Origin of the sequence: Azorhizobium sp. AG788 (genome assembly GCF_004364705.1) — a bacterium.
In the GTDB taxonomy this organism is placed as follows: Bacteria; Pseudomonadota; Alphaproteobacteria; order Rhizobiales; family Xanthobacteraceae; genus Azorhizobium; species Azorhizobium caulinodans.
In genome coordinates this window covers 23419-41448 of sequence record NZ_SOBM01000009.1, presented here as the reverse complement: position 1 = coordinate 41448, position 18030 = coordinate 23419, and the positions used below count along the sequence as shown (strand labels likewise).

Annotated in this window: 17 protein-coding genes; 10 read left to right on the top strand and 7 right to left on the bottom strand. The window is 69.2% G+C overall.

Going from position 1 to position 18030, the window contains the following annotated elements:
• Window positions 1-103: 103 nt before the first annotated feature.
• Entirely contained in the window at window positions 104-316 is a 213-nt protein-coding gene (locus DFO45_RS21485; RefSeq protein ID WP_043879719.1) for a Trm112 family protein, read from the top strand.
• Between the two features lie 39 nt (window positions 317-355).
• Here the strand turns inward: DFO45_RS21485 and DFO45_RS21480 are convergent, their stop codons facing one another.
• From DFO45_RS21480 to DFO45_RS21470, 3 genes are read right to left on the bottom strand one after another with little or no spacing between them, the layout of a single operon-like run.
• A complete protein-coding gene (locus DFO45_RS21480) occupies window positions 356-697 on the bottom strand; it encodes a type II toxin-antitoxin system HicB family antitoxin (protein WP_133866472.1) in 342 nt (113 codons plus the stop codon).
• Window positions 694-948: a type II toxin-antitoxin system HicA family toxin gene (locus DFO45_RS21475; protein WP_012172750.1), complete on the bottom strand. Its 255-nt coding sequence runs from the start codon at window positions 946-948 to the stop codon at window positions 694-696. Before DFO45_RS21475 ends, DFO45_RS21480 begins: the two co-directional genes overlap by 4 nt.
• Before the next feature lie 48 nt (window positions 949-996).
• Window positions 997-2232, bottom strand: a complete 1236-nt coding sequence (locus DFO45_RS21470) for a ubiquinone biosynthesis hydroxylase (RefSeq protein WP_012172749.1) — start codon at window positions 2230-2232, stop codon at window positions 997-999.
• Window positions 2233-2363: 131 nt separating this feature from the next.
• Here DFO45_RS21470 and tesB point away from each other — a divergent pair, with 131 nt between their 5' ends.
• From tesB to DFO45_RS21450, 4 genes are all read left to right on the top strand, one after another.
• Window positions 2364-3227 carry an acyl-CoA thioesterase II gene (gene tesB, locus DFO45_RS21465; RefSeq protein WP_043879717.1) on the top strand — a complete coding sequence of 288 codons (864 nt, stop codon included), beginning with the start codon at window positions 2364-2366 and terminating at the stop codon, window positions 3225-3227.
• Window positions 3228-3490: 263 nt separating this feature from the next.
• Window positions 3491-3829, top strand: coding sequence for a P-II family nitrogen regulator (locus DFO45_RS21460; protein WP_012172747.1), 339 nt, complete (start codon window positions 3491-3493; stop codon window positions 3827-3829).
• Between the two features lie 30 nt (window positions 3830-3859).
• Complete coding sequence (locus tag DFO45_RS21455) at window positions 3860-5341, top strand: ammonium transporter (protein WP_012172746.1); 1482 nt, start codon at window positions 3860-3862, stop codon at window positions 5339-5341.
• Window positions 5342-5639: 298 nt separating this feature from the next.
• Window positions 5640-7097: an FAD-binding oxidoreductase gene (locus tag DFO45_RS21450; protein ID WP_133866471.1), complete on the top strand. Its 1458-nt coding sequence runs from the start codon at window positions 5640-5642 to the stop codon at window positions 7095-7097.
• A 66-nt stretch (window positions 7098-7163) separates the two neighbouring features.
• Here the strand turns inward: DFO45_RS21450 and DFO45_RS21445 are convergent, their stop codons facing one another.
• The 4 genes from DFO45_RS21445 to DFO45_RS21435 form a co-directional block, all read right to left on the bottom strand.
• On the bottom strand, window positions 7164-8372 hold the full coding sequence (locus DFO45_RS21445) for an MFS transporter (protein ID WP_012172744.1): 1209 nt from the start codon (window positions 8370-8372) through the stop codon (window positions 7164-7166).
• A 137-nt stretch (window positions 8373-8509) separates the two neighbouring features.
• Complete coding sequence (locus DFO45_RS21440) at window positions 8510-10558, bottom strand: SpoIIE family protein phosphatase (protein WP_166657216.1); 2049 nt, start codon at window positions 10556-10558, stop codon at window positions 8510-8512.
• Window positions 10558-11412 (bottom strand): hypothetical protein, encoded by an 855-nt coding sequence (locus DFO45_RS25010; RefSeq protein WP_166657215.1) that lies wholly within the window; start codon window positions 11410-11412, stop codon window positions 10558-10560. The genes DFO45_RS21440 and DFO45_RS25010 overlap by 1 nt, the downstream gene beginning before the upstream one ends.
• On the bottom strand, window positions 11402-12160 hold the full coding sequence (locus DFO45_RS21435; protein ID WP_043879714.1) for a hypothetical protein: 759 nt from the start codon (window positions 12158-12160) through the stop codon (window positions 11402-11404). The genes DFO45_RS25010 and DFO45_RS21435 overlap by 11 nt, the downstream gene beginning before the upstream one ends.
• A 162-nt stretch (window positions 12161-12322) precedes the next feature.
• Here DFO45_RS21435 and DFO45_RS21430 point away from each other — a divergent pair, with 162 nt between their 5' ends.
• The 5 genes from DFO45_RS21430 to DFO45_RS21410 are packed head-to-tail and all read left to right on the top strand — an operon-like array spanning window position 12323 to window position 17795.
• Window positions 12323-12985: a hypothetical protein gene (locus tag DFO45_RS21430; protein WP_133866469.1), complete on the top strand. Its 663-nt coding sequence runs from the start codon at window positions 12323-12325 to the stop codon at window positions 12983-12985.
• Window positions 12982-14991, top strand: coding sequence for an MFS transporter (locus tag DFO45_RS21425; RefSeq protein ID WP_166657214.1), 2010 nt, complete (start codon window positions 12982-12984; stop codon window positions 14989-14991). Before DFO45_RS21430 ends, DFO45_RS21425 begins: the two co-directional genes overlap by 4 nt.
• On the top strand, window positions 14988-16010 hold the full coding sequence (locus DFO45_RS21420) for an ABC transporter substrate-binding protein (protein ID WP_012172738.1): 1023 nt from the start codon (window positions 14988-14990) through the stop codon (window positions 16008-16010). Before DFO45_RS21425 ends, DFO45_RS21420 begins: the two co-directional genes overlap by 4 nt.
• A complete protein-coding gene (locus tag DFO45_RS21415) occupies window positions 16007-16678 on the top strand; it encodes a hypothetical protein (protein WP_133866467.1) in 672 nt (223 codons plus the stop codon). The genes DFO45_RS21420 and DFO45_RS21415 overlap by 4 nt, the downstream gene beginning before the upstream one ends.
• On the top strand, window positions 16671-17795 hold the full coding sequence (locus tag DFO45_RS21410; protein WP_166657213.1) for an alanine racemase: 1125 nt from the start codon (window positions 16671-16673) through the stop codon (window positions 17793-17795). The genes DFO45_RS21415 and DFO45_RS21410 overlap by 8 nt, the downstream gene beginning before the upstream one ends.
• Window positions 17796-18030: the final 235 nt, after the last annotated feature.

Sequence of the window (18030 nt, the reverse complement as noted above, 5' to 3'; positions counted from 1 at the left end):
GAAGGACGCCGCCGCGCCCGCCAAAAGCCCTTGGAGGCCATGGCCCGGCTGGATATGGTGCGCCCGCGACGCACCCGCGCCGCGCCAGACGAGGACCCGCGTGATGACCCAAGCCCAGCGCCCCGGACAGGATGTCGACCCGAAGCTCCTCGAGATTCTCGTCTGCCCCGTCACCAAGGGCCCGCTGGACTATGACCGCGCCCGGCAGGAGCTGATTTCCCGCTCCGCCCGTCTCGCCTATCCCATCCGCGACGGCATCCCGATCATGCTGGCCGACGAGGCCCGCCGCCTCGACGAGAGCGAGATCAAGGGCTGAGGCTCCGGCGGGCCGGGTCATCACGGCCCCGCCAGCATTTCAGGCTGTATTGTCCGCCGCGTCACGAATCGCGGCGGCAACCCACTCATTCAGGCTCTTTCCCTGAGCGGAGGCGGCCAACACGGCGGCCTCATGGTCGGCAGGGTCCAGCCGCACGTTGAAGCGGCCCGAGAAGGTACGCCGTGGCGCGATCCCCTTCTCGGCACAGAGCGCGAGGAAAGCGGCGAGCGACGTGCGCCCCTCCTCGTACAACTGCTCAACGGTCTCGGCGTAGAAATCGGCCCCACCGTTCAACCCGACGAACTCCCCCCGGAACATGCGGATGTCCGGATCGAAGGCCACCACGGCCTTTTCGCCGTCGATCTCGATGATGTTCATCATGGCCGAACTCCGTGTTCGTCGAGCCACTTGCGAATGCTGGCGACGGCGCCCTTGTCCGTGTTGGGCGAAGGGTGCGGACGGTGAAACACCCGCACTTCGCCGAACAGCACCACGCCCACACGCGACCCTTCCCGCTCGCTCACCTCGGCGCCCAGCGCTTGAAACAGAGCCACGACATCCGACCAGCGGACCGAGCCGCTCACCGGATGCGAAAAGATCAGCTCAAGCGTGGCCAGGTGGCGCTTCTTCACGGATCATATAGTACTATTTTTTAGTACCACAACAACCACCTTTGCCCCTCACAGCGCCTGTCCGCGCAGGAGCTTCGGCACGGCGCCGGTGAGGCCCGCGGCATCGCGGATGAAGAGGCCTTTCAGCTTCGGCATGCGGTCCACGAGGCCGAGGCCAACGTCGCGGATGATGCGCAGGGCGTCGGACTGGTTGGAGAACAGCTTGTTCAGCGTGTCCGTGGCCACTCCCATGGCCAGCGTGTCGAAGCGCCGCCAGCGCTGGTAGCGCTCCAGCACCTGGGGCGAGGCGAAGTCGAGGCCGACGCGGGCGGCGTCCGTCACCGCCTCGGCCAGCGCCGCCACGTCGCGCAGGCCCATGTTGAGGCCCTGTCCGGCGATGGGGTGGATGAGATGGGCCGCGTCGCCGACAAGGGCGAAGCGCTCGCCGATGAAGCTGCGGGCCATGGCAAAGCCGAGCGGATAGACCTGCGGCTTCGTCTCCAGCTTCACCCAGCCGAGCTTGTGGCCGAAGCGCTGCTCCAGTTCTTCCTGGAAGCGGTAGTCCGGCAGCTCGGCGTAGCGCTTGGCGTCCTCGGTGCGCTCGGTCCAGACGATGGAGGCGCGGTTGCCCGGCAGCGGCAGGGTGGCGAACGGGCCCGGCGGCAGGAAGTGCTCCACCGCCTCGCCTAGGTGCGGGCGCTCGTGCTCCACCGTGAAGGTGATGGCCGACTGGCCGTAGGCCCATGAGGTGGAGGTGATGCCGGCAAGGCTGCGCAGGCGGGACTTCGAGCCGTCGCACGCCACCAGCAGGGAGGCCCGCAGCACGGCCCCGTCGCCGCCGGTGACGGTGACGCCCGACCGGTCGGTGGCGAAATCGGAAACGGGTGCGGCGCGCATGTCGATGCCCGCGCGTCCGGCGGCATCGGTCAGCGCCTGCTGGAGCACGGCATTGGGCACCATGTAGGCGAAGGGCTCGCCGGGCTCCACGTCGCCGTCGAAGGTGAGGAAGACCGGGCGGGCGACGTCGCGGGTGCGGCTGTCGGTCACCACCATGGTCTTCATGGGCTGGGCCTCGGGGGCCACCTCGTCCCAGACGCCGAGCACGGTCAGCAGGCGGCGCGCGCCGGCGGCGATGGCCGAGCAGCGGCGGTCGCCGGTGAGCGGCTTGCCGAAGCCGGGATCATAGACGGTGATGGCCGCATCCGGCCCGAGCCCGTCTTTCAGCGCCAGAGCGAGGCTGAGGCCCGCAAGCCCTCCGCCCGCGATCACCACGTCGGCAGCCTCAGGCCGTGCGTCCTTACCCATATCCGAACTCCTCGACAGGGTTGCCCGTCATCGTCTGACTGCACCCTTTACGCGCCACGCTCTTGACGGACCAGTCCGCGGCGTGGCTCGTTCGCCATCCTGCTTCGTTCCGTCCGAGCTTCGCCAATCCCATGTCCGACGTCGAAACCCTGCGCGCCATCCTCGATCTCGAGCCCCTGGAGATCAATCTGTTCCGGGGTCGCAGTGGTTCCCCCGGCGGCGGCCGGGTGTTCGGCGGCCAGGTGGTGGCGCAGGCGCTCGTGGCTGCCCAGCGAACCGTGGACGAGACGCGCAAGCCCCATTCCCTCCACGCTTATTTTCTGCTCGGCGGCGATCCCACCGTGCCGATCATCTATGAAGTGGACCGCATCCGCGACGGCAAGAGCTTCACCACCCGCCGCGTGGTGGCCATCCAGCACGGCCGCGCCATCTATTCCATGGCCGTCTCCTTCCAGGTTCCCGAAGAGGGCATCGAGCACCAGAGCCGCATGCCGGACGTGCCGCCGCCCGAGGCCTCGCCCTCCGACGAGCAGTGGCGCGAGAAGCTCGTGGCCCGTTTCCCCGCCGCCGCCAAGCGCGACTGGATGGCGCTGCGGCCGCTGGAGGTGAAGCCGGTCGGCCTTTCCCCGTCCTTCCTGGCGGGCAAGGAGCAGGAGGCGCGGCCGGGCATCTGGTTCCGCACCCGCGGCGCCCTGCCGGACGACGTGGGCATCCATCAGGCGGTGCTGGCCTATGCCTCCGACCTCTCGCTGCTGCAGGCGGCGCTGGTGCCGCACGGGCGCTCGGTGTTCGACGCCGACATGCAGGTGGCGAGCCTCGACCACGCTCTGTGGTTCCACCGGCCGTTCCGCGCCGACGACTGGCTCCTCTACATCCAGGACAGTCCCTCGGCCCAGGGGGCGCGCGGGTTCTGCCGCGGCGAGATCTATAGCCGCGACGGCAAGCTGGTCGCGTCGGCGGTTCAGGAAGGCCTGATGCGGGTTCTGGAGTCCTGATCGCCCACTTATTGGCCAGTTCGCCTATTTTTAAGGCATGAAAATTGGCGAAGGCGGGGCGAACCCGCCGTTTTGCGCGCGCTGGCGAGAAAATAAGCACGCACCCTTGCCGCTTTGCAGCATTTGGCACGCTCCTTGATTCCCTGTCCCCCGAGGCTTGCCTGACGCGCCGGGGAATTCCCCGTCTCCACGTGTCGGAGCCCGAGAGAAACGCCGGCCGGATCCGACGGATCAGGGGGCATCAAGGGGATAGGGACCGATCCATGAAGATCGTGATGGCCATCATAAAGCCGTTCAAGCTGGAAGAGGTGCGCGATGCCCTCACTGGCATCGGTGTCCACGGGCTCACCGTGACGGAAGTGAAAGGCTACGGGCGGCAGAAGGGCCACACCGAGATCTATCGCGGCGCCGAATATGCCGTGAGCTTCCTGCCGAAGCTCAAGATCGAGGTCGCGGTGCCCTCCGACCAGGTTGCCAAGGTTGTCGAGGCCATCACCGCCTCCGCCAAGACCGGCCAGATCGGCGACGGAAAGATCTTCGTCTTCCAGATCGACCACGCCGTGCGCATCCGCACCGGTGAGACCGACGCCGACGCGCTCTGAGCCATCTCTCATTTCACGGAGCCATTTTCCATGAACGTCAAGACGTGGTCCCGCGTGGGTCTTCCCACGCTCCTTGCGGCCTCGGCACTCGCCCTGCCGGTGCTGGCCCAGACGGCGGCGCCCGCCGCGGACGCGCCCGCGGCCGCCGCGGCCATCCCGATCAATAAGGGCGATACCGCCTGGATGCTGGTCTCGGCCGCCCTCGTGCTGATGATGTCGGTCCCCGGCCTCGCCCTGTTCTACGGCGGCCTCGTGCGCACCAAGAACATGCTCTCGGTGCTGATGCAGGTGTTCTACACCGTGTCCGTCGTCGGCATCCTGTGGGTGCTCTATGGCTATTCGCTGGCCTTCACCGGCGGCTCCGACTTCGTCGGCGGCTTCTCCAAGGCCTTCCTCGCCGGCATCACGCCGGACAGCGGCACTGGCACCTTCTCGGTGGGCGTCAACATTCCGGAATTCGCGTTCATCGCGTTCCAGATGACCTTCGCCATGATCACGCCGGCCCTTATCTTCGGCGCCTTCGCGGAGCGCGTGAAGTTCTCGGCCATCGTGCTGTTCGTGCCGCTGTGGGTCACCTTCATCTATTTCCCGATGGCCCACATGGTGTGGTACTGGGCCGGCCCGGACGCGGTGGACGCCGCTGCCAAGGCGCTCGCCGCCGCTGACGCTGGCGGCAAGGCTGCCGCCCAGTCCGCGCTCGACGCGGTGCTCGCGGATGCCGGCTACATCTACAAGCTCGGCGCCATCGACTTCGCTGGCGGCACCGTGGTGCACATCAATGCCGGTATCGCCGCCTTCGTCGGCTGCCTGATCGTCGGCAAGCGCACCGGCTACGGCAAGGAGGCCTTCCAGCCTCACTCGCTCACCCTCACGCTGGTCGGCGCCGGCCTGCTGTGGGTCGGCTGGTTCGGCTTCAACGCCGGCTCCAACCTCGAAGCCAACGGCCTCACCGCCCTGGCCATGATGAACACCTTCATCGCCACCTGCGCCGCCGCCCTCTCCTGGATGGTGGTGGAATGGCTGGCCAAGGGTAAGCCCTCCATGCTCGGCGTCGTCTCCGGCGCTGTGGCAGGCCTCGTGGCCGTCACCCCGATGGCCGGCTTCGCCGGCATCATGGGCTCGCTGGTCTCCGGCCTCATCGTCGGCGTGCTGTGCTTCTTCTTCTGCACCACCGTGAAGAACGCCTTCGGCTATGACGACTCGCTCGACGTGTTCGGCGTGCACTGCATCGGCGGCATCTTCGGCGCCATCGCCACGGGCATCGTGGTGAGCCCGGCGCTCGGCGGCACCGGCATCTTCGACTACACCACCGGCAAGGTGGCCGACTACGACATGGCCACCCAGGTCATCGCGCAGGTGAAGGCCGTGGTTGTCACGCTGGTGTGGTCGGGCGTCGGCTCGGCGGTCCTCTACTACATCGTGCACGCCGTCGTCGGCCTGCGCGCCACGGTGGAGCGCGAGCGCGAAGGTCTCGACATCACCGAGCACGGCGAGCGCGCCTACCACAGCTGAGCCTGACGGCGGCGCGTGCGGCGCCGCCCGAGGTCCGGTTGCGGCGGCATCCTGCGGGGAGATCTCCCGGCAGGGCCTCGCTCCAGAGCTAAAAAGAGGGGAAGACGGGCCCCGGCTTACGAGCCGGGGCCTTTTATTTGTGCGCCGAGCCCTTGGTTCGCGCAGCGGAGATGCGGAACGGCCGGATCGAGGCCTGTGGTCCGGTCTCCCGCGAGCGTGAACGCCGCTGTTTCGCCCGCCGGGCCGTCAAGCCGCGAAACCTGTTGCCCGCTGCCCACGGCTGGGGCAATTTCCGCCCATGTCGAGCACAGCCCCCCGTCCCATCCTCCTGCCGGCGGACCGCCTCACGGCGGCGATCGCGCAGATTTCCGCGCGCATCGGCGCCCAGTACGTCATCACCGACGCCTCCGACATGGAAGGCTATCTGGTGGAACAGCGCGGCCTGTTCCGCGGTGCGACGCCCGCCGTGGTGCGCCCCGGCTCCACCGAGGAGGTGGCGTTCGTGGTGAAGATCTGCGCGGAGGCGGGCATCCCCATCGTGCCGCAGGGCGGCAACACCGGCCTCGTGGGCGGACAGGTGCCGTTCGGCGCGCTGCTGCTCTCCCTTGGCCGCCTCAACAAGGTGCGGGCGCTCGACGCGACCGACCTGACGCTGACCGCCGAGGCCGGCTGCACGCTGCACCAGATCCAGCAGGCGGCGGATGCGGCGGACTGCCTGTTCCCGCTCTCCATCGCCTCGGAAGGCACCTGCCAGATCGGCGGCAACCTTGCCACCAATGCGGGCGGCACCGCCGTTCTGCGCTACGGCAACACCCGTGACCTGACGCTCGGCCTGGAAGTGGTGCTGGCGGACGGGCGCGTGTGGAACGGTCTGTCGCGCCTGCGCAAGGACAACACCGGCTACGACCTTAAGAACCTGTTCGTGGGCTCGGAAGGCACGCTCGGCATCATCACCGCCGCCGTGCTGCGCCTGTTCCCCAAGCCCCGACGCCGTGCCACGGCGCTGGTGGGCGTCACGGACGTGCATCAGGTGCTGGCCCTCTTCCGGCGCCTCCGCGCGGTCGCGGGTGACACGCTCACCGGCTTCGAGTTCCTGCCCGATTTCGGCATGGAGACGGTGCTGAAGCACATGTCCGGTGCCGTGCGGGCGCTGCAGGGGCAGCACGCTTTCTATGCGCTGGCCGAACTCACCTCCACGCGGGCGGACGATGATCTCGCCGCCATGGTGGAGGGCGTGCTCGCCGAGGCCTTCGAGGCCGGCGAGGTGGAGGATGCGGTGATCGCCGCCAGCGAAGGCCAGTCGCAGGCGCTCTGGAAGCTGCGCGAGGATCTTTCAGAGGCGCAGAAGTTCGAGGGCGGCTCCATCAAGCACGACGTCTCGGTGCCGGTGTCCCGCGTGGCCGAATTCGTGGAGCAGGCGACAGCGGCATGCGAAGCGCACATGCCGGGCCTGCGCGTGTGCGCCTTCGGCCATATCGGCGATGGCAACGTGCACTTCAATCTCAGCCAGCCCGTGGGCATGGACAAGACGGCCTATCTGGACACCTGGGAAGACTTCAACCGCATCGTCCACGACATCGTGGTCTCCTATGCGGGTTCTATTTCCGCCGAGCATGGCATCGGCTTCCTGAAGCGCGAGGAACTCGTGCACTACAAGGATCCGGTGGCCCTCGACGTGATGGCGTCCATCAAGGCGGCGCTCGATCCGGCGGGCCTGCTCAATCCCGGCAAGATGCTGGTGGCCAAGGGCGAGTAAGCCCGAAGCACCTCGAGGCCCGGTCGGGACCGGGCCTCGGCGCACATCCCTTTAAGCGACTTGCCTTCAGCGCTTGCCCGGCCGCACGCCGAGCACGGTGACGATGCCCAGCGCCAGCGGCACGGCGGCGGTGAGGAAGACGCCGTGCGGCAGATGGTGGTCCATCAGCAGGCCGTAGATCAGCGGCGCGAACAGCGAGCCGATGTCGAACCCAGAATAGACGACGCCGAACACTTTGCCGGTCGCCCCGGCGGGGGAGGCGCGGCGCACCAGTACGTCGCGGGACGGCAGGGTGAGGCCGTTGGCAAAGCCGATGCCCACGACCAGAGCCGTGGTGGCGAGGGCCAGCGGCAGGTGGAGGCTGGCCAGCGCCGCGCAGGCGGCGGCGGCGGCGAGGCCGCCCATGGCGATGCGATGATGATGGGTGGAGCGGTCCGCCACATAGCCGCCGATGGCCACGCCGGCGGCGGTGGCGAGCTGATAGGCCGTGATTGTGAGCGTCGCCATGGCGGCGGTGAAGGCATAGCCCTCCTGCAGCGCGGCGATCGAGAAATTCTGGATGCCCACCAGCGAGATGGACGACAGCAGGAAGTAGAAGAAGGCGAGCAGCACCACGGGCGTGGTGAGCACCTGCCCGAAGGAGATGGGGGCCACCCCGCCCGGTGCCTTGGCCTGTTCGGCGATGGTGGGGCTGTGCAGCACCGGACGCACCGCGATGAGCGCGAAGGTGGCGACGAGGGCGGCCCCGCCCATCACCACCAGCGCCGTGCGCCAGCCGAACGCGATGGCGAGCGTGCCGGACATGAGCGGGGAGACCGCATAGCCGAAATTGCCCGCGATCACATGCGCCGCGAAGGCGCGGCCCAGCCGCTCGGGCCGGATGCGGTGGCTGAGGATGGACAGGTCCGCCGGGTGATAGACGGCGTTGCCAAGGCCGGAGAGGAAGGCAAGCGGCAGCATCAGGCCGTAAGTGGGCGCAAGGCCGATGGCGGCGACGGAGGAGGCCTGGAGCGCCATGCCGGCCAGCAGCAGGCGGTGGGCGCCGAAGCGGTCCACGAGGATGCCGGCCGTCACCTGTCCCATGCCCGAGGCCAGATAGAAGGCGGAGAGCAGCGCGCCGAGTTCGGTGAATGTGACGCCGAGATCGTCACGCATGGTGAGGAACAGCGGCGCGAAAGCCAGTTGCAGCAGATGGCTGGTGAAGTGCGCCGTTCCCACGGCGGAAATGGTCGCCATCTCCCGTGAGGGCGGTGTGCGGACGGCTGCGATGGACACGGCTCACTCCCGACGCCGGCCTCGCGGACATGGGCCGACTGGATCGGTTAGTAAACTGATTTTCCTGTGGCGGGAACGCTTTGAGGTCTGCTCCGGAAGCATGGCTTGCGCTGCTGCCAGCGCGCCAGCGGAAGGCTCTAGAGCGTATGCCGCCGCGTGTTGCCGCCGAAATAGCGCAGCGTCAGGCAGGTGATGTCGTCCGCCTGCGGGGCGCCGCGCTCGAAGGCGCGCACCGACTGGAGCACGCGCTCGGGCATCTCGGGCACCGGCCAGTGGGCGGCGCCCTCCTTCAGCAGTTCCGCCAGACGCTCGTCGCCGTAGGGGGCCTCGTCGATGTCGAAGGCCTCCGGCACGCCGTCCGTATAGAGGAACAGCGTATCGCCCGCGGAGAGGTAGAGCTCGCCCTCCTCATAGACGAAGCCTTCCATCACAGCGACCGCCATGCCCTTGGTGCTGGGCACGACGCTGACCTCGTTCGCCTGCGTGATTTTGTAGGGCAGGTTATGGCCGGCATTCACGTAGGACACCTTGCCGGTGTCGAGATTGATGACGCCGTAGAAGAGCGTCACGAACAGCATCTGCTCGTTTTCCAGCGCCAGCAGGTCGTTCAGCCGCCGCACGCTGACCGCGGGCGAGCGCTCGAACATGGCGGTGGACCGCAGCAGCGTGCGCGAGATGGCCATGAACAGGGCGGCCGGAACGCCCTTTCCGGACACGTCCGCCACCACGAAGCCGAGCGTGCTGTCGTCGATGAGGAAGTAATCGTAGAAGTCGCCGCCCACCTCGCGGGCCGGCGTCATGTGGCCATGCACGCCGATGCGCGGGTGCGGCGGGAAGGCCCTCGGCAGGATGGCGAGCTGCACCTGCGCGGCGATCTCCAACTCCTGCTGGAGGCCGGCGAGCTTGGTCTTGGTGACGAGGGCCTCGCGCAGCTCAACCACCATGGATGACAGGCGGGTGTGCTGCTCGACGATGCGACGGGAGAGATCGTGCAGCACGCGGGCGACGCGGCGCAGTTCGTCCTCGCCCCGGTCGGTGTCGGCGGTCAGGAGCGAGAGCACCTGATCGCGGTCCTGCGGGTCGATGGCATCCGCAAGCGCCTTCAGCTCGGCCGAGATCACCATCTCCTGGCGACGGCGCACGCGCTCGCGCTGGCGGCGGGTCTCGGCCAGTTCCTGCACATTGGCGCGGAAGGACACGAGGGCCTTGGCGATGCGGCCGATCTCGTCGCGGCCGGCATAGTTCAGGCTGACGGAGGTGTCGCCGCGCGAAAGCGCCTGGAGCACGTCGATGGCGCGCTCAAGCGGGCGGAAGCTGTACCAGAGGAAGGCATTGAGGCCGACGATGCCGAGCAAGGCGAGACCGAGGCCGATGGTGATGCCGATGGCCCGCACCCGGCGCGCGTAGGTGATGCTCTCGGTGTTGTCGACCATGCTCACGAGCGCGCCGACGGTGCTGTTCGTGATGTCGCCCACGGGCACGCTGGTGACGCTGTAGATCCGGCCGGACAGCGCGATCTCGTCGCGCAGGGCCTGGCGGGGCGAGATGGCGAGGTTGGCCTGGCGCCAGAGATTGGGGTCGGTGGCGGCGGCGAGCTGGCCGCGCAGCGTGAGGAGCGAGCTCGCCGCATGAATGCTGCCGGCGAAGCGGGTCACGGCGCTGCGGGCATCACGGCCGAGGACGAGGATGACGTTGTCGCCGTTCGGAAGGGAGATGCGCCGGGCGGCGACGACGAGGATCTGGTCGGCGGAGATCTGGCGCAGGCCGGTGATGCGCTCGCCCGTCAGGACGCGGTCCATGCTGCCGGCGTCCAGCAGCCCGCGATCCTGCGGCGTGCCCTGGACCAGCAGCGCCTCGCGGTCCTCGGACAGGACTTCGAAGATCAGCGGTGTGCCGCTGCTGAACACGTCGAGCTTGTTGAGACCGGCCACGACGGCGGACCGGTCGCCGGCCATCAGAGCCGCCCGCAGCTCCGGCGAGGCGGAAAAGGCATCGAGGCTCTTGTCGAGGGCGGAGGCTTCCACCTCCACGCTCTCGCGCCAGAGCGCCTGCTGGCCCTGGATGACCACCGCGGACAGACGCTCGGCATCCATGCGGTCGCGCATGTAGAACAGGGCGCCGAAGCAGCCGAGCAGCACGAGGAAGCCAGCGGCGACGAGCAGGGTGATGCGGGTGCGCAACAGCATCAGGCGCCCCGCTTCGGCTGCGGCGAGAGGGTGTCGTCGGTGGTCGTCGGCAGGTGGACGGGCGCCGGCAGCGCCTCGCGGCGGATGCGCTCCACCTCCGGCCGCAACTGGCCATCGAAGTCCACCGCGAGGAGTTCCTCCGCATAGGCCTGGAAGGCGGTGACCTTGGCACCGATGCGCCGGGCTTCCATGGACAGCGCATGGAAGGCACGCGCCACCGACGACCGGCCGATGGCCGCCGAATACGGGCCGGGGTCGAGATCGCCGTCGAGATTGCGCTCCAGCGCCGTGACGAAGCGCTGGCGGCGGCGGTTGAGGGCGCCGCCCGCGAGCCAGGCCGCCAGCAGGCCGCTCACCAGCGCGCAGCTGGCGACGGCACCCAGCATGCGCCATTCGGTGTCGTCGATGCCGGCGCTGAAGGAGGTCGGGCTGGTGGTCACCTCCACGAGGCCGACCGACAGCCCGTCCACCTGAATGGGCGCGCTCACCGTGTCGGTGCCCGTGGTCGGGCCGATGGCGCTGCGCACCTCGCGGCCGTCCGGCCCGCGCACCACGATGCGGGTGATGCCGGGCGTCTGGGTCAGCGTCTGGGCGAGATAGCTCTCCACGCCCGGCAGCAGCTTCAGCGGGATGCCGAAGCGCGCGGCCTTCTCGAACTGCTGGGCGAGTGCCCGCGCGAGCGAGCCGCCGATGACCGAGACGTCGCGCCGGGCGGTCTCTTCAACCGTGGTCTTGAACTGGCTGACCAGCAGCAGGCTGGCGGCCCCGCCGAGGGCGAAGGTCAGGATGAACGCCACAAGGCCCGTAACGAGACGGGTGCGGCCCAACTGGGGAGCTTTGGCCTCACTGGGCATCGTCCAGCGCCTCCAGTTGCTTGAGGCCGGTATCCAGCCGCACGTCCATGCGATCCCAGTTGCGGCGCGTCTGCTGCGCCAGATGTTCCATGCCCTCGCCGCTCACCGGGATCTCGGAACCCTTGAGCAATGCGGTCGCGGTGCGGAACGGCCGGGTGATCATGTGGCTGAAGATGAGGCTCAGCACGATGCCGACGGCGATCGTCCCGAGGGCGATGAGGCCGGTGTGCCAGGCCAGGTCCTGCAGGAGGCGCTCGTTGCGCACGTCCCGCGCCGAATCCGAGACGGTGATGGCGATGCCGCCCGCAAGTCCGAGGTCGTTGTCGAAGCGGGTGATGTAGACGGTCTCGCCATGGCCGGGCACCGACCAGATGGTGTTGTTGGCGAGCCGCTCCGTCCACGCCCAGGGCACGTTCTCGCCGATGGATCCGCGGTCCGTGCTGTAGATCGACTTGCGGGAGACCGACCGCTCCTGCGCATTGAAGATGTCGATGGCGATGATCGCGGCGTCCGCCGCATTCTCGCGCTCGATGCGCGCCTGAAGCGAGGAGATCTGGTCGAGCGCGAGGCCGATGGAGAGGTTCGCCTCGGTCGCGGCCCTGAGGCTGCCGAGCATGTGCGAGACGCGGGCGCGTTCGATATTGGCCGTCACCCGCTCGCTCGCGACAAAGGCCCCGGCTGCGACGAGCAGCAGCGTCGCGAGCAGGGCGGCGGAAACGATCAGGATCAGGCGACCGATGAAAGTCATGCAGCAGACGAATGAGGGCGAAACGGGGCGGACGTTAGCCGTCCCGCCCGGCTCAAACCAGAGCAAAAACTGGGCCTAATGGAAAAAACGCTGCACAGGGCCGGGCTTTTCATCGTAACTGGCTACAGACACCGTAAAGCGTTGACAGGGATTGCGGGACCCATGACACGCATCGCCACCGTCCTGACTGTTCTGTTTGCCCTGATCACCGCCGCCTGCGTCGCATTCGGTGCCTATTTCTCATACGTCACGCTGCTGTCCGCGAATCGCGCGGCGGTGGAGGAGCGCTTCACCGTGACCGCCGCCCGCGTCGCCACCACGGCGGAACTGGCCAACAGCCTCGGCATTGCGGTGGCGAGCCAGCACACGCTGGAAGAACTGGTGGCGCGCGAGGCCGGTCTCGATGCCGCCGTGCGCAGCATCGATGTGGCTGACGAGCACGGGCAGATCGTCTTCAGTTCCGATGCGGCCCGGCAGGGCATGACGCTGCCGCCGCGCGCGGCCGCCATGGTCAGCCGGCGCATCGAGAACGACATCGGCGCCACCATCGGCCGCGTCGCGGTATCCTATGATCCGGCCGTCCTCCAGCGCGACGCGGCGCAACTCGCGGCGGACATCCGTGTGTTCGCCGTGCCGGCGGTGCTGCTGGCGGCGCTCGCCACGGGCCTCGCGGGCCTGCTGATTGCCGGCAACGTCGGCCGGGCGCTCCGCAATGCCGGCAACCCGGCGCAATGGCCGGCTTCGGCGCAGGCGGCGCTGGGGCGGCTCGACCGGGCCCATGCTGCCGCGCTGGTGGGCGCGCCCGCCGCGGGAGAGGCCAAGTGAGACTCCTGCGCGAACATCTCTCGGGGCGGACCTCCATCGGCCTGCGCACCGGGCTGTCGCTGGCCATGATCCTCGTGCTCTGCACGGCGCTGGCGGTGGTCGCCTTCGGCGCCCGTTCGGCGGCCGAGCGGACCATCGTCCCGTCCATCCTCGCCAAGGCGGAATCCGTCGGGCGCGCCACGGCGGCCCTGATCGAGACGGCGCTGGCGGCGGATATTCCGCTGGACCGGCTGGCCGGCGTCCAGGCCCACTTCCTGAAGCTGGTGAACGACAACGACGAAATCGCCGAGATGCAGTTGGTCCGCGACGGCCGGGTGCTGTTCGAGGTCGGAAAGGTGGATGGGGACGACTGGCCGCAGGTGCGCGTTCCCGTCCATGGTCCGGACGGCGCGCAGGCCGCCGTGCTGGTCGTGATGGCCGACCCGGGGGTCCTCTCCCGGCAGGTCATGGCGGTGCTGGTCGATGTCGCGTTCATCGGCATCGTGGCGCTGCTGATGGCGCTGGAACTCGGCGCGCTGGTGGTGGGCGTGGGCGGCGTGACGGTGCTCGACGCCATCGACGGCCGGCTGCGCGACCTCGCCCGTGGCCGCCTGACGCGCCACCCGCCCGCCGGTGCCGCCGCCCGCGATCTCGTCGGCCCGCTCGACCGCCAGATGGATGCTCTGGCCGCCCGCCAGGAATTCGCCCTGACGGAGGCCGAGCGCCGGGGTGACGAGGCCCAGGTGGAGACGCTGAAGCGGCTCGAGAGCGAGACCGGCGTCGGCGAGATGCATGTGGTCGGCAACCGCGCCGCGGCGATGGTGCGGCCGGCCCTCTTCCTCTTCATGCTGGCCGAGGAACTCTCCCGGCCCTTCCTGCCGCGCTACACGCAGGCGCTGGCGGCGCCGGGCGTGCCCTTCAGCATCGATTTCGCCGTCAGCCTGCCCATCGTGGTCTTCATGGCCGTGGTGGCGCTCGGGCAGATTCCCTTCGGCGCCTTCTCCGAATGGCTCGGCCGCCGCACCGGCTTCGTCATCGGCGCCGGCCTTGCCGCCTGCGGCTATCTGCTGGCGGGCATTGCCGGAACTTATTGGGTCTTCCTCGCGGCCCGCGTGATCTCCGCCCTAGGCTATTCCCTGGTGTTCGTCTCGGCACAGGGCCATGTGGTGGATCGATCCGCGCCATCCGAGCGCTCCGAGGGTCTCGCCGTCTTCGTCGGGGCCATCATGGTGGCGGCGCTGTGCGGCCCGCCGATCGGGGGCGTGATCGATGACCGCCTCGGCGGAAACATTGCCTTCCTGGTGTCGGCGGGGCTTGCCGTGATCGCGCTCGCCCTGGCCGCCTGGAGCCTGCCCAAGCCCGAGCGTCGCGCGGTGGGCCAGGGCTTGGCCCTCTCCGATCTCAAGGCCGCGCTGACGGCGCCACGCCTCGCGCCGCTGCTGTTCGGCTGCGCCTTCCCGGCCAAGTTCATCCTCGCCGCCCTGTGCTTCTACCTGATCCCGGTGGAACTCCAGCGCGCGGGCTACAGCGCGGCGGCGGTGGGCCGGCTTCAGATGATCTATCCGGTCATCATGGTGCTGGCCGTGCCGGTCTTCGCCAGCGTCGCCGACCGGCTCTCGGCCCGCGCCGCCTTCGTGGCCACCGGCGGCCTTCTGGCAGGGGCGGGGGCGCTGCTCGTCGTGTTCGGCTCCTCGCCGCTCATCCTGGCGCTGGTGCTGATGATGCTGGGCATCGGCCAGTCCATGTCCATCGCGCCGCAGTCGGCGCTGGTGGCGGACAGTGCACGCCATGTCCCGGGCGGCCGGTCGGCCGGCGTGCTCGGCCTGTTCCGGCTGGTGGAGCGCAGCGGCAATGCCGCCGGCCCCGCCGCCGCCGGACTGCTGCTCGGAAGTGTCGGATTTGTAACTTCAATGATGAGTATCGGTGCCATAGTGGTTGTGGGCGCGGCAGCCTTTATACTATCGGGGCGCGTGCCGGCGCGCCGCGGGCCCGCGGCGGCCGCTCCCAAGGAGGCTCGGGTGCCATGACAGGTCCAGTGCTGGATCGCCGTTCTCTGCTGTCCCTCGGCGTGGGTGCCGGAGCGGCGCTGACGCTGCCGCGCGCCGCGCGGGCGGCCGATGATCGCACCTACAAGATCCTCATGCTCACGTTCCGCGGCGAGACCGAGGCGGAGCGCGGCTTCCGCGACCTGCTGGACACGGCCGGGCTCAAGACGGAGATCATCTCCCGCGACGCCCGCCGCGACATCGCCAACCTGCCGCGCATGCTGGCCGATCTCGATACGCTGAAGCCGGACCTCATCTACACCTGGGGCACGCCGGTGACGCTCGGCGTCGTCGGCCCCTATGACAGTCAGGACCCGAAGTACATCCGCGACATTCCGGTGGTGTTCGCGTTGGTGTCCGCGCCGGTGCAGGCCCGCATCGCCCCGAGCTTCGCCTCGTCGGGCCGCAACGTGACCGGCGCCGTGCACGTGGTGCCGACCGACGTGCAGATGAAGGCCATGCAGTCCTACATGGAGTTCTCGACCATCGGCATCCTCTATTCGGAGACCGAGCAGAACTCTGTGGTGATCGTGCGCGAGGTGGAGGCCTTCGCCAAGGCCAATGGCGCGAAGGTCATCGCCCGCCCGTTCAAGACCGACGCCAGCGGCCGCCCGACGGCGGACGGGGTGGAGCAGATGGTCACCCAGCTCCGGGCGGACAAGGCGGATTGGCTCTACCTGCTGCCCGACACCTTCCTCGGCACCATCTATGACCGGGTGACCCCGGCGGCGCTGGCGGCCGGCATGCCCACCTTCGGCGCGGCCGAGCTTGCGATCCGCGAGGGCGGCGCGCTGGTCGGCCTCGTGAGCCGGTACTACTCGGTCGGCCAGCTGGCCGGCACCAAGGCGGTGGAGATCCTGTCCCAGGGCACCCCACCGAGCCGCATCCCCATCGAGACGCTGAAGCGCTTCTCCCTCGTCATCAACATGCGCGTGGCCAAATCGCTGGGCATCTACCCGCCCATCGCCATGCTCAATTATGCGGAGCTGGTTACCGGATGAATGCCGCCGTCGCAGGTCTGTCGGGCGAACTGGTCTGGCGCGCGCTCGAAGCCGGCGATCTGGATGCGATCTACGCCCTGCACCGGGCGGCCATCGGCGAAGCCGTGCGCCCGGAAATCGTGAAGCCCGAGAGCCGGGACTTCTTCGCCGGCATCCTCGCCGGCCGCGGCCGGATGATCGGCGTGTTCCTGGACGACGTCCTCATCGCCTATGGCGTCCTTCAGCATGCCCTTCCCGACTACGACGATCCGCGCCCGCATCTGGGCCTTGCTGCCGATGCGCCGATCGCCAAGCTCGCTGGCGCGTCCGTGGCGCAGCCCTATCGCGGACGCAGCCTCCAGCGGGCGCTGATCGCCGCCCGCGTGGCGATGGCGCCGGAAAGCCACATCCTGTTCGCGACCTCCGCCCCGGCCAATACGCCGAGCTGGACCAACCTGCTCGCCGAGGGCTTCGCGGTGCGGGCGCTGCGGCCCTATTACGGCGGCCACCTGCGCTATGTGATGGTGCGCGACGGCACGCGCGTCGTGCCCCGGGCGGAGCGCCTCGTGGTCCCCGCCGATGCCGGCACGCAGTCCGCTCTGCTGGCGGCCGGCTGGCGGGGCGTGGAGGCCCGGTCCGTGAAGGGCGAACCGCACATCCTGTATGTGTCGGAGCACGCCGATGCCTGAGCCGACCGCCGACCTCGCGACGCTGGAGATCGATCTCGGCGCGGTGCGGCAGAACTGGCGCACGGTGCGCGCCCAGTATCGCGGCCCGACCCTCGGTGCGGTGGTGAAGCAGAATGCCTATGGCTTCGGCCTCTCGCGCATCGTGCCGCTGCTGTCCTCCCTCGGCTGCCGCGATTTCTGGGTGGTGTGCATCGAGGAGGCGCTGGCGGTGCGCACGCTGGCGCCCGACGCCCGCGTGTTCGTGCTGCACGGCCTCGCCGGCGCCGCGCCGGCCGATTTCGGCGCCCACCGCATCATTCCGGTGCTGATGGATGCGTCCGAACTGCCCCGGGTGCAGGCGGAAGCCGCCGCGCGCGGGCCGCTGGACGTGGTGATCCAGTTCGACACCGGCTTGAGCCGCCTTGGCCTCTCGCGCACCGATGTGAAGCGTCTGCGGGACGATCCCTCGCCGCTGGCCGGCCTGCGGATCGCTGCCTATGTGACGCATCTCGCCCACTTCTCCAATCCGGTCGCCCGCCACAATGACTGGCAGTGGCGGCGCTTCCGGGCGTGGACGCAGGCGCTGCCCCCCGCGCCGCTCAGCTTCTGCGCTTCCGCCGGCGTGTTCGGCCCGCCGGAGCGCCATGCGCACCATGCCCGCGTGGGCAGCGCGCTCTATGGGGTCGAAACCACCCCGTCCAGCCGCCAACCCATCCTGCCAGCGGCGCGGCTGACGGCGCCGATCCTGCGGGTCATGGATGTGCCTGCCGGGACCGAGGTCGGTTATGGCGGCGTCTATCGCACGCCGCAGCCGGCGCGCCTCGCCCATGTGGGGGTGGGCTATGGCGGCGGGTTGCCCTTCTCCTTCCAGCGTCAGGCCTATGGCTACGTGGGCGGCCTGCCCGCGCCCATCGTCAGCGGCCTCGCCATGAGCCTCATGACCCTCGACGTCTCGGGTCTGCCCGAAGGCCTTGCGGTGCCGGGGGCGCAGGTGGAGCTGTTCGGCCCGGCGCAGCCGGTGGACATTCTGGCGGCGGCCGCGGGCGTGGCGCCCAATGTGGTGATGGTTTCGGCCGGCGCGCGGACGCGCCGGGTCTATCTGGAACCGAGCGAGGAAAAGCTCAGGGTCGCCCGTTGAGCGGGACGGCGCTGGCGCTTCCGCGCCGTATTTTCCCGTGGGCCGGACGGCGTTGCGCCGTGTGGCCCCGATTGCCCGCAAGGGTGGGACGGACTAGCTTTGCGGTTGGATCGCCGGAAGGTGCCGTTCGGGCATCACCGGCACCGGACGCCCTCCGGGGTCCGACGGGTCAGGAATCTGCGTCCGGCGCGCCGCACGCTTGGGAGAGGCACCCATGCCGAGGACTTCTAGCCCC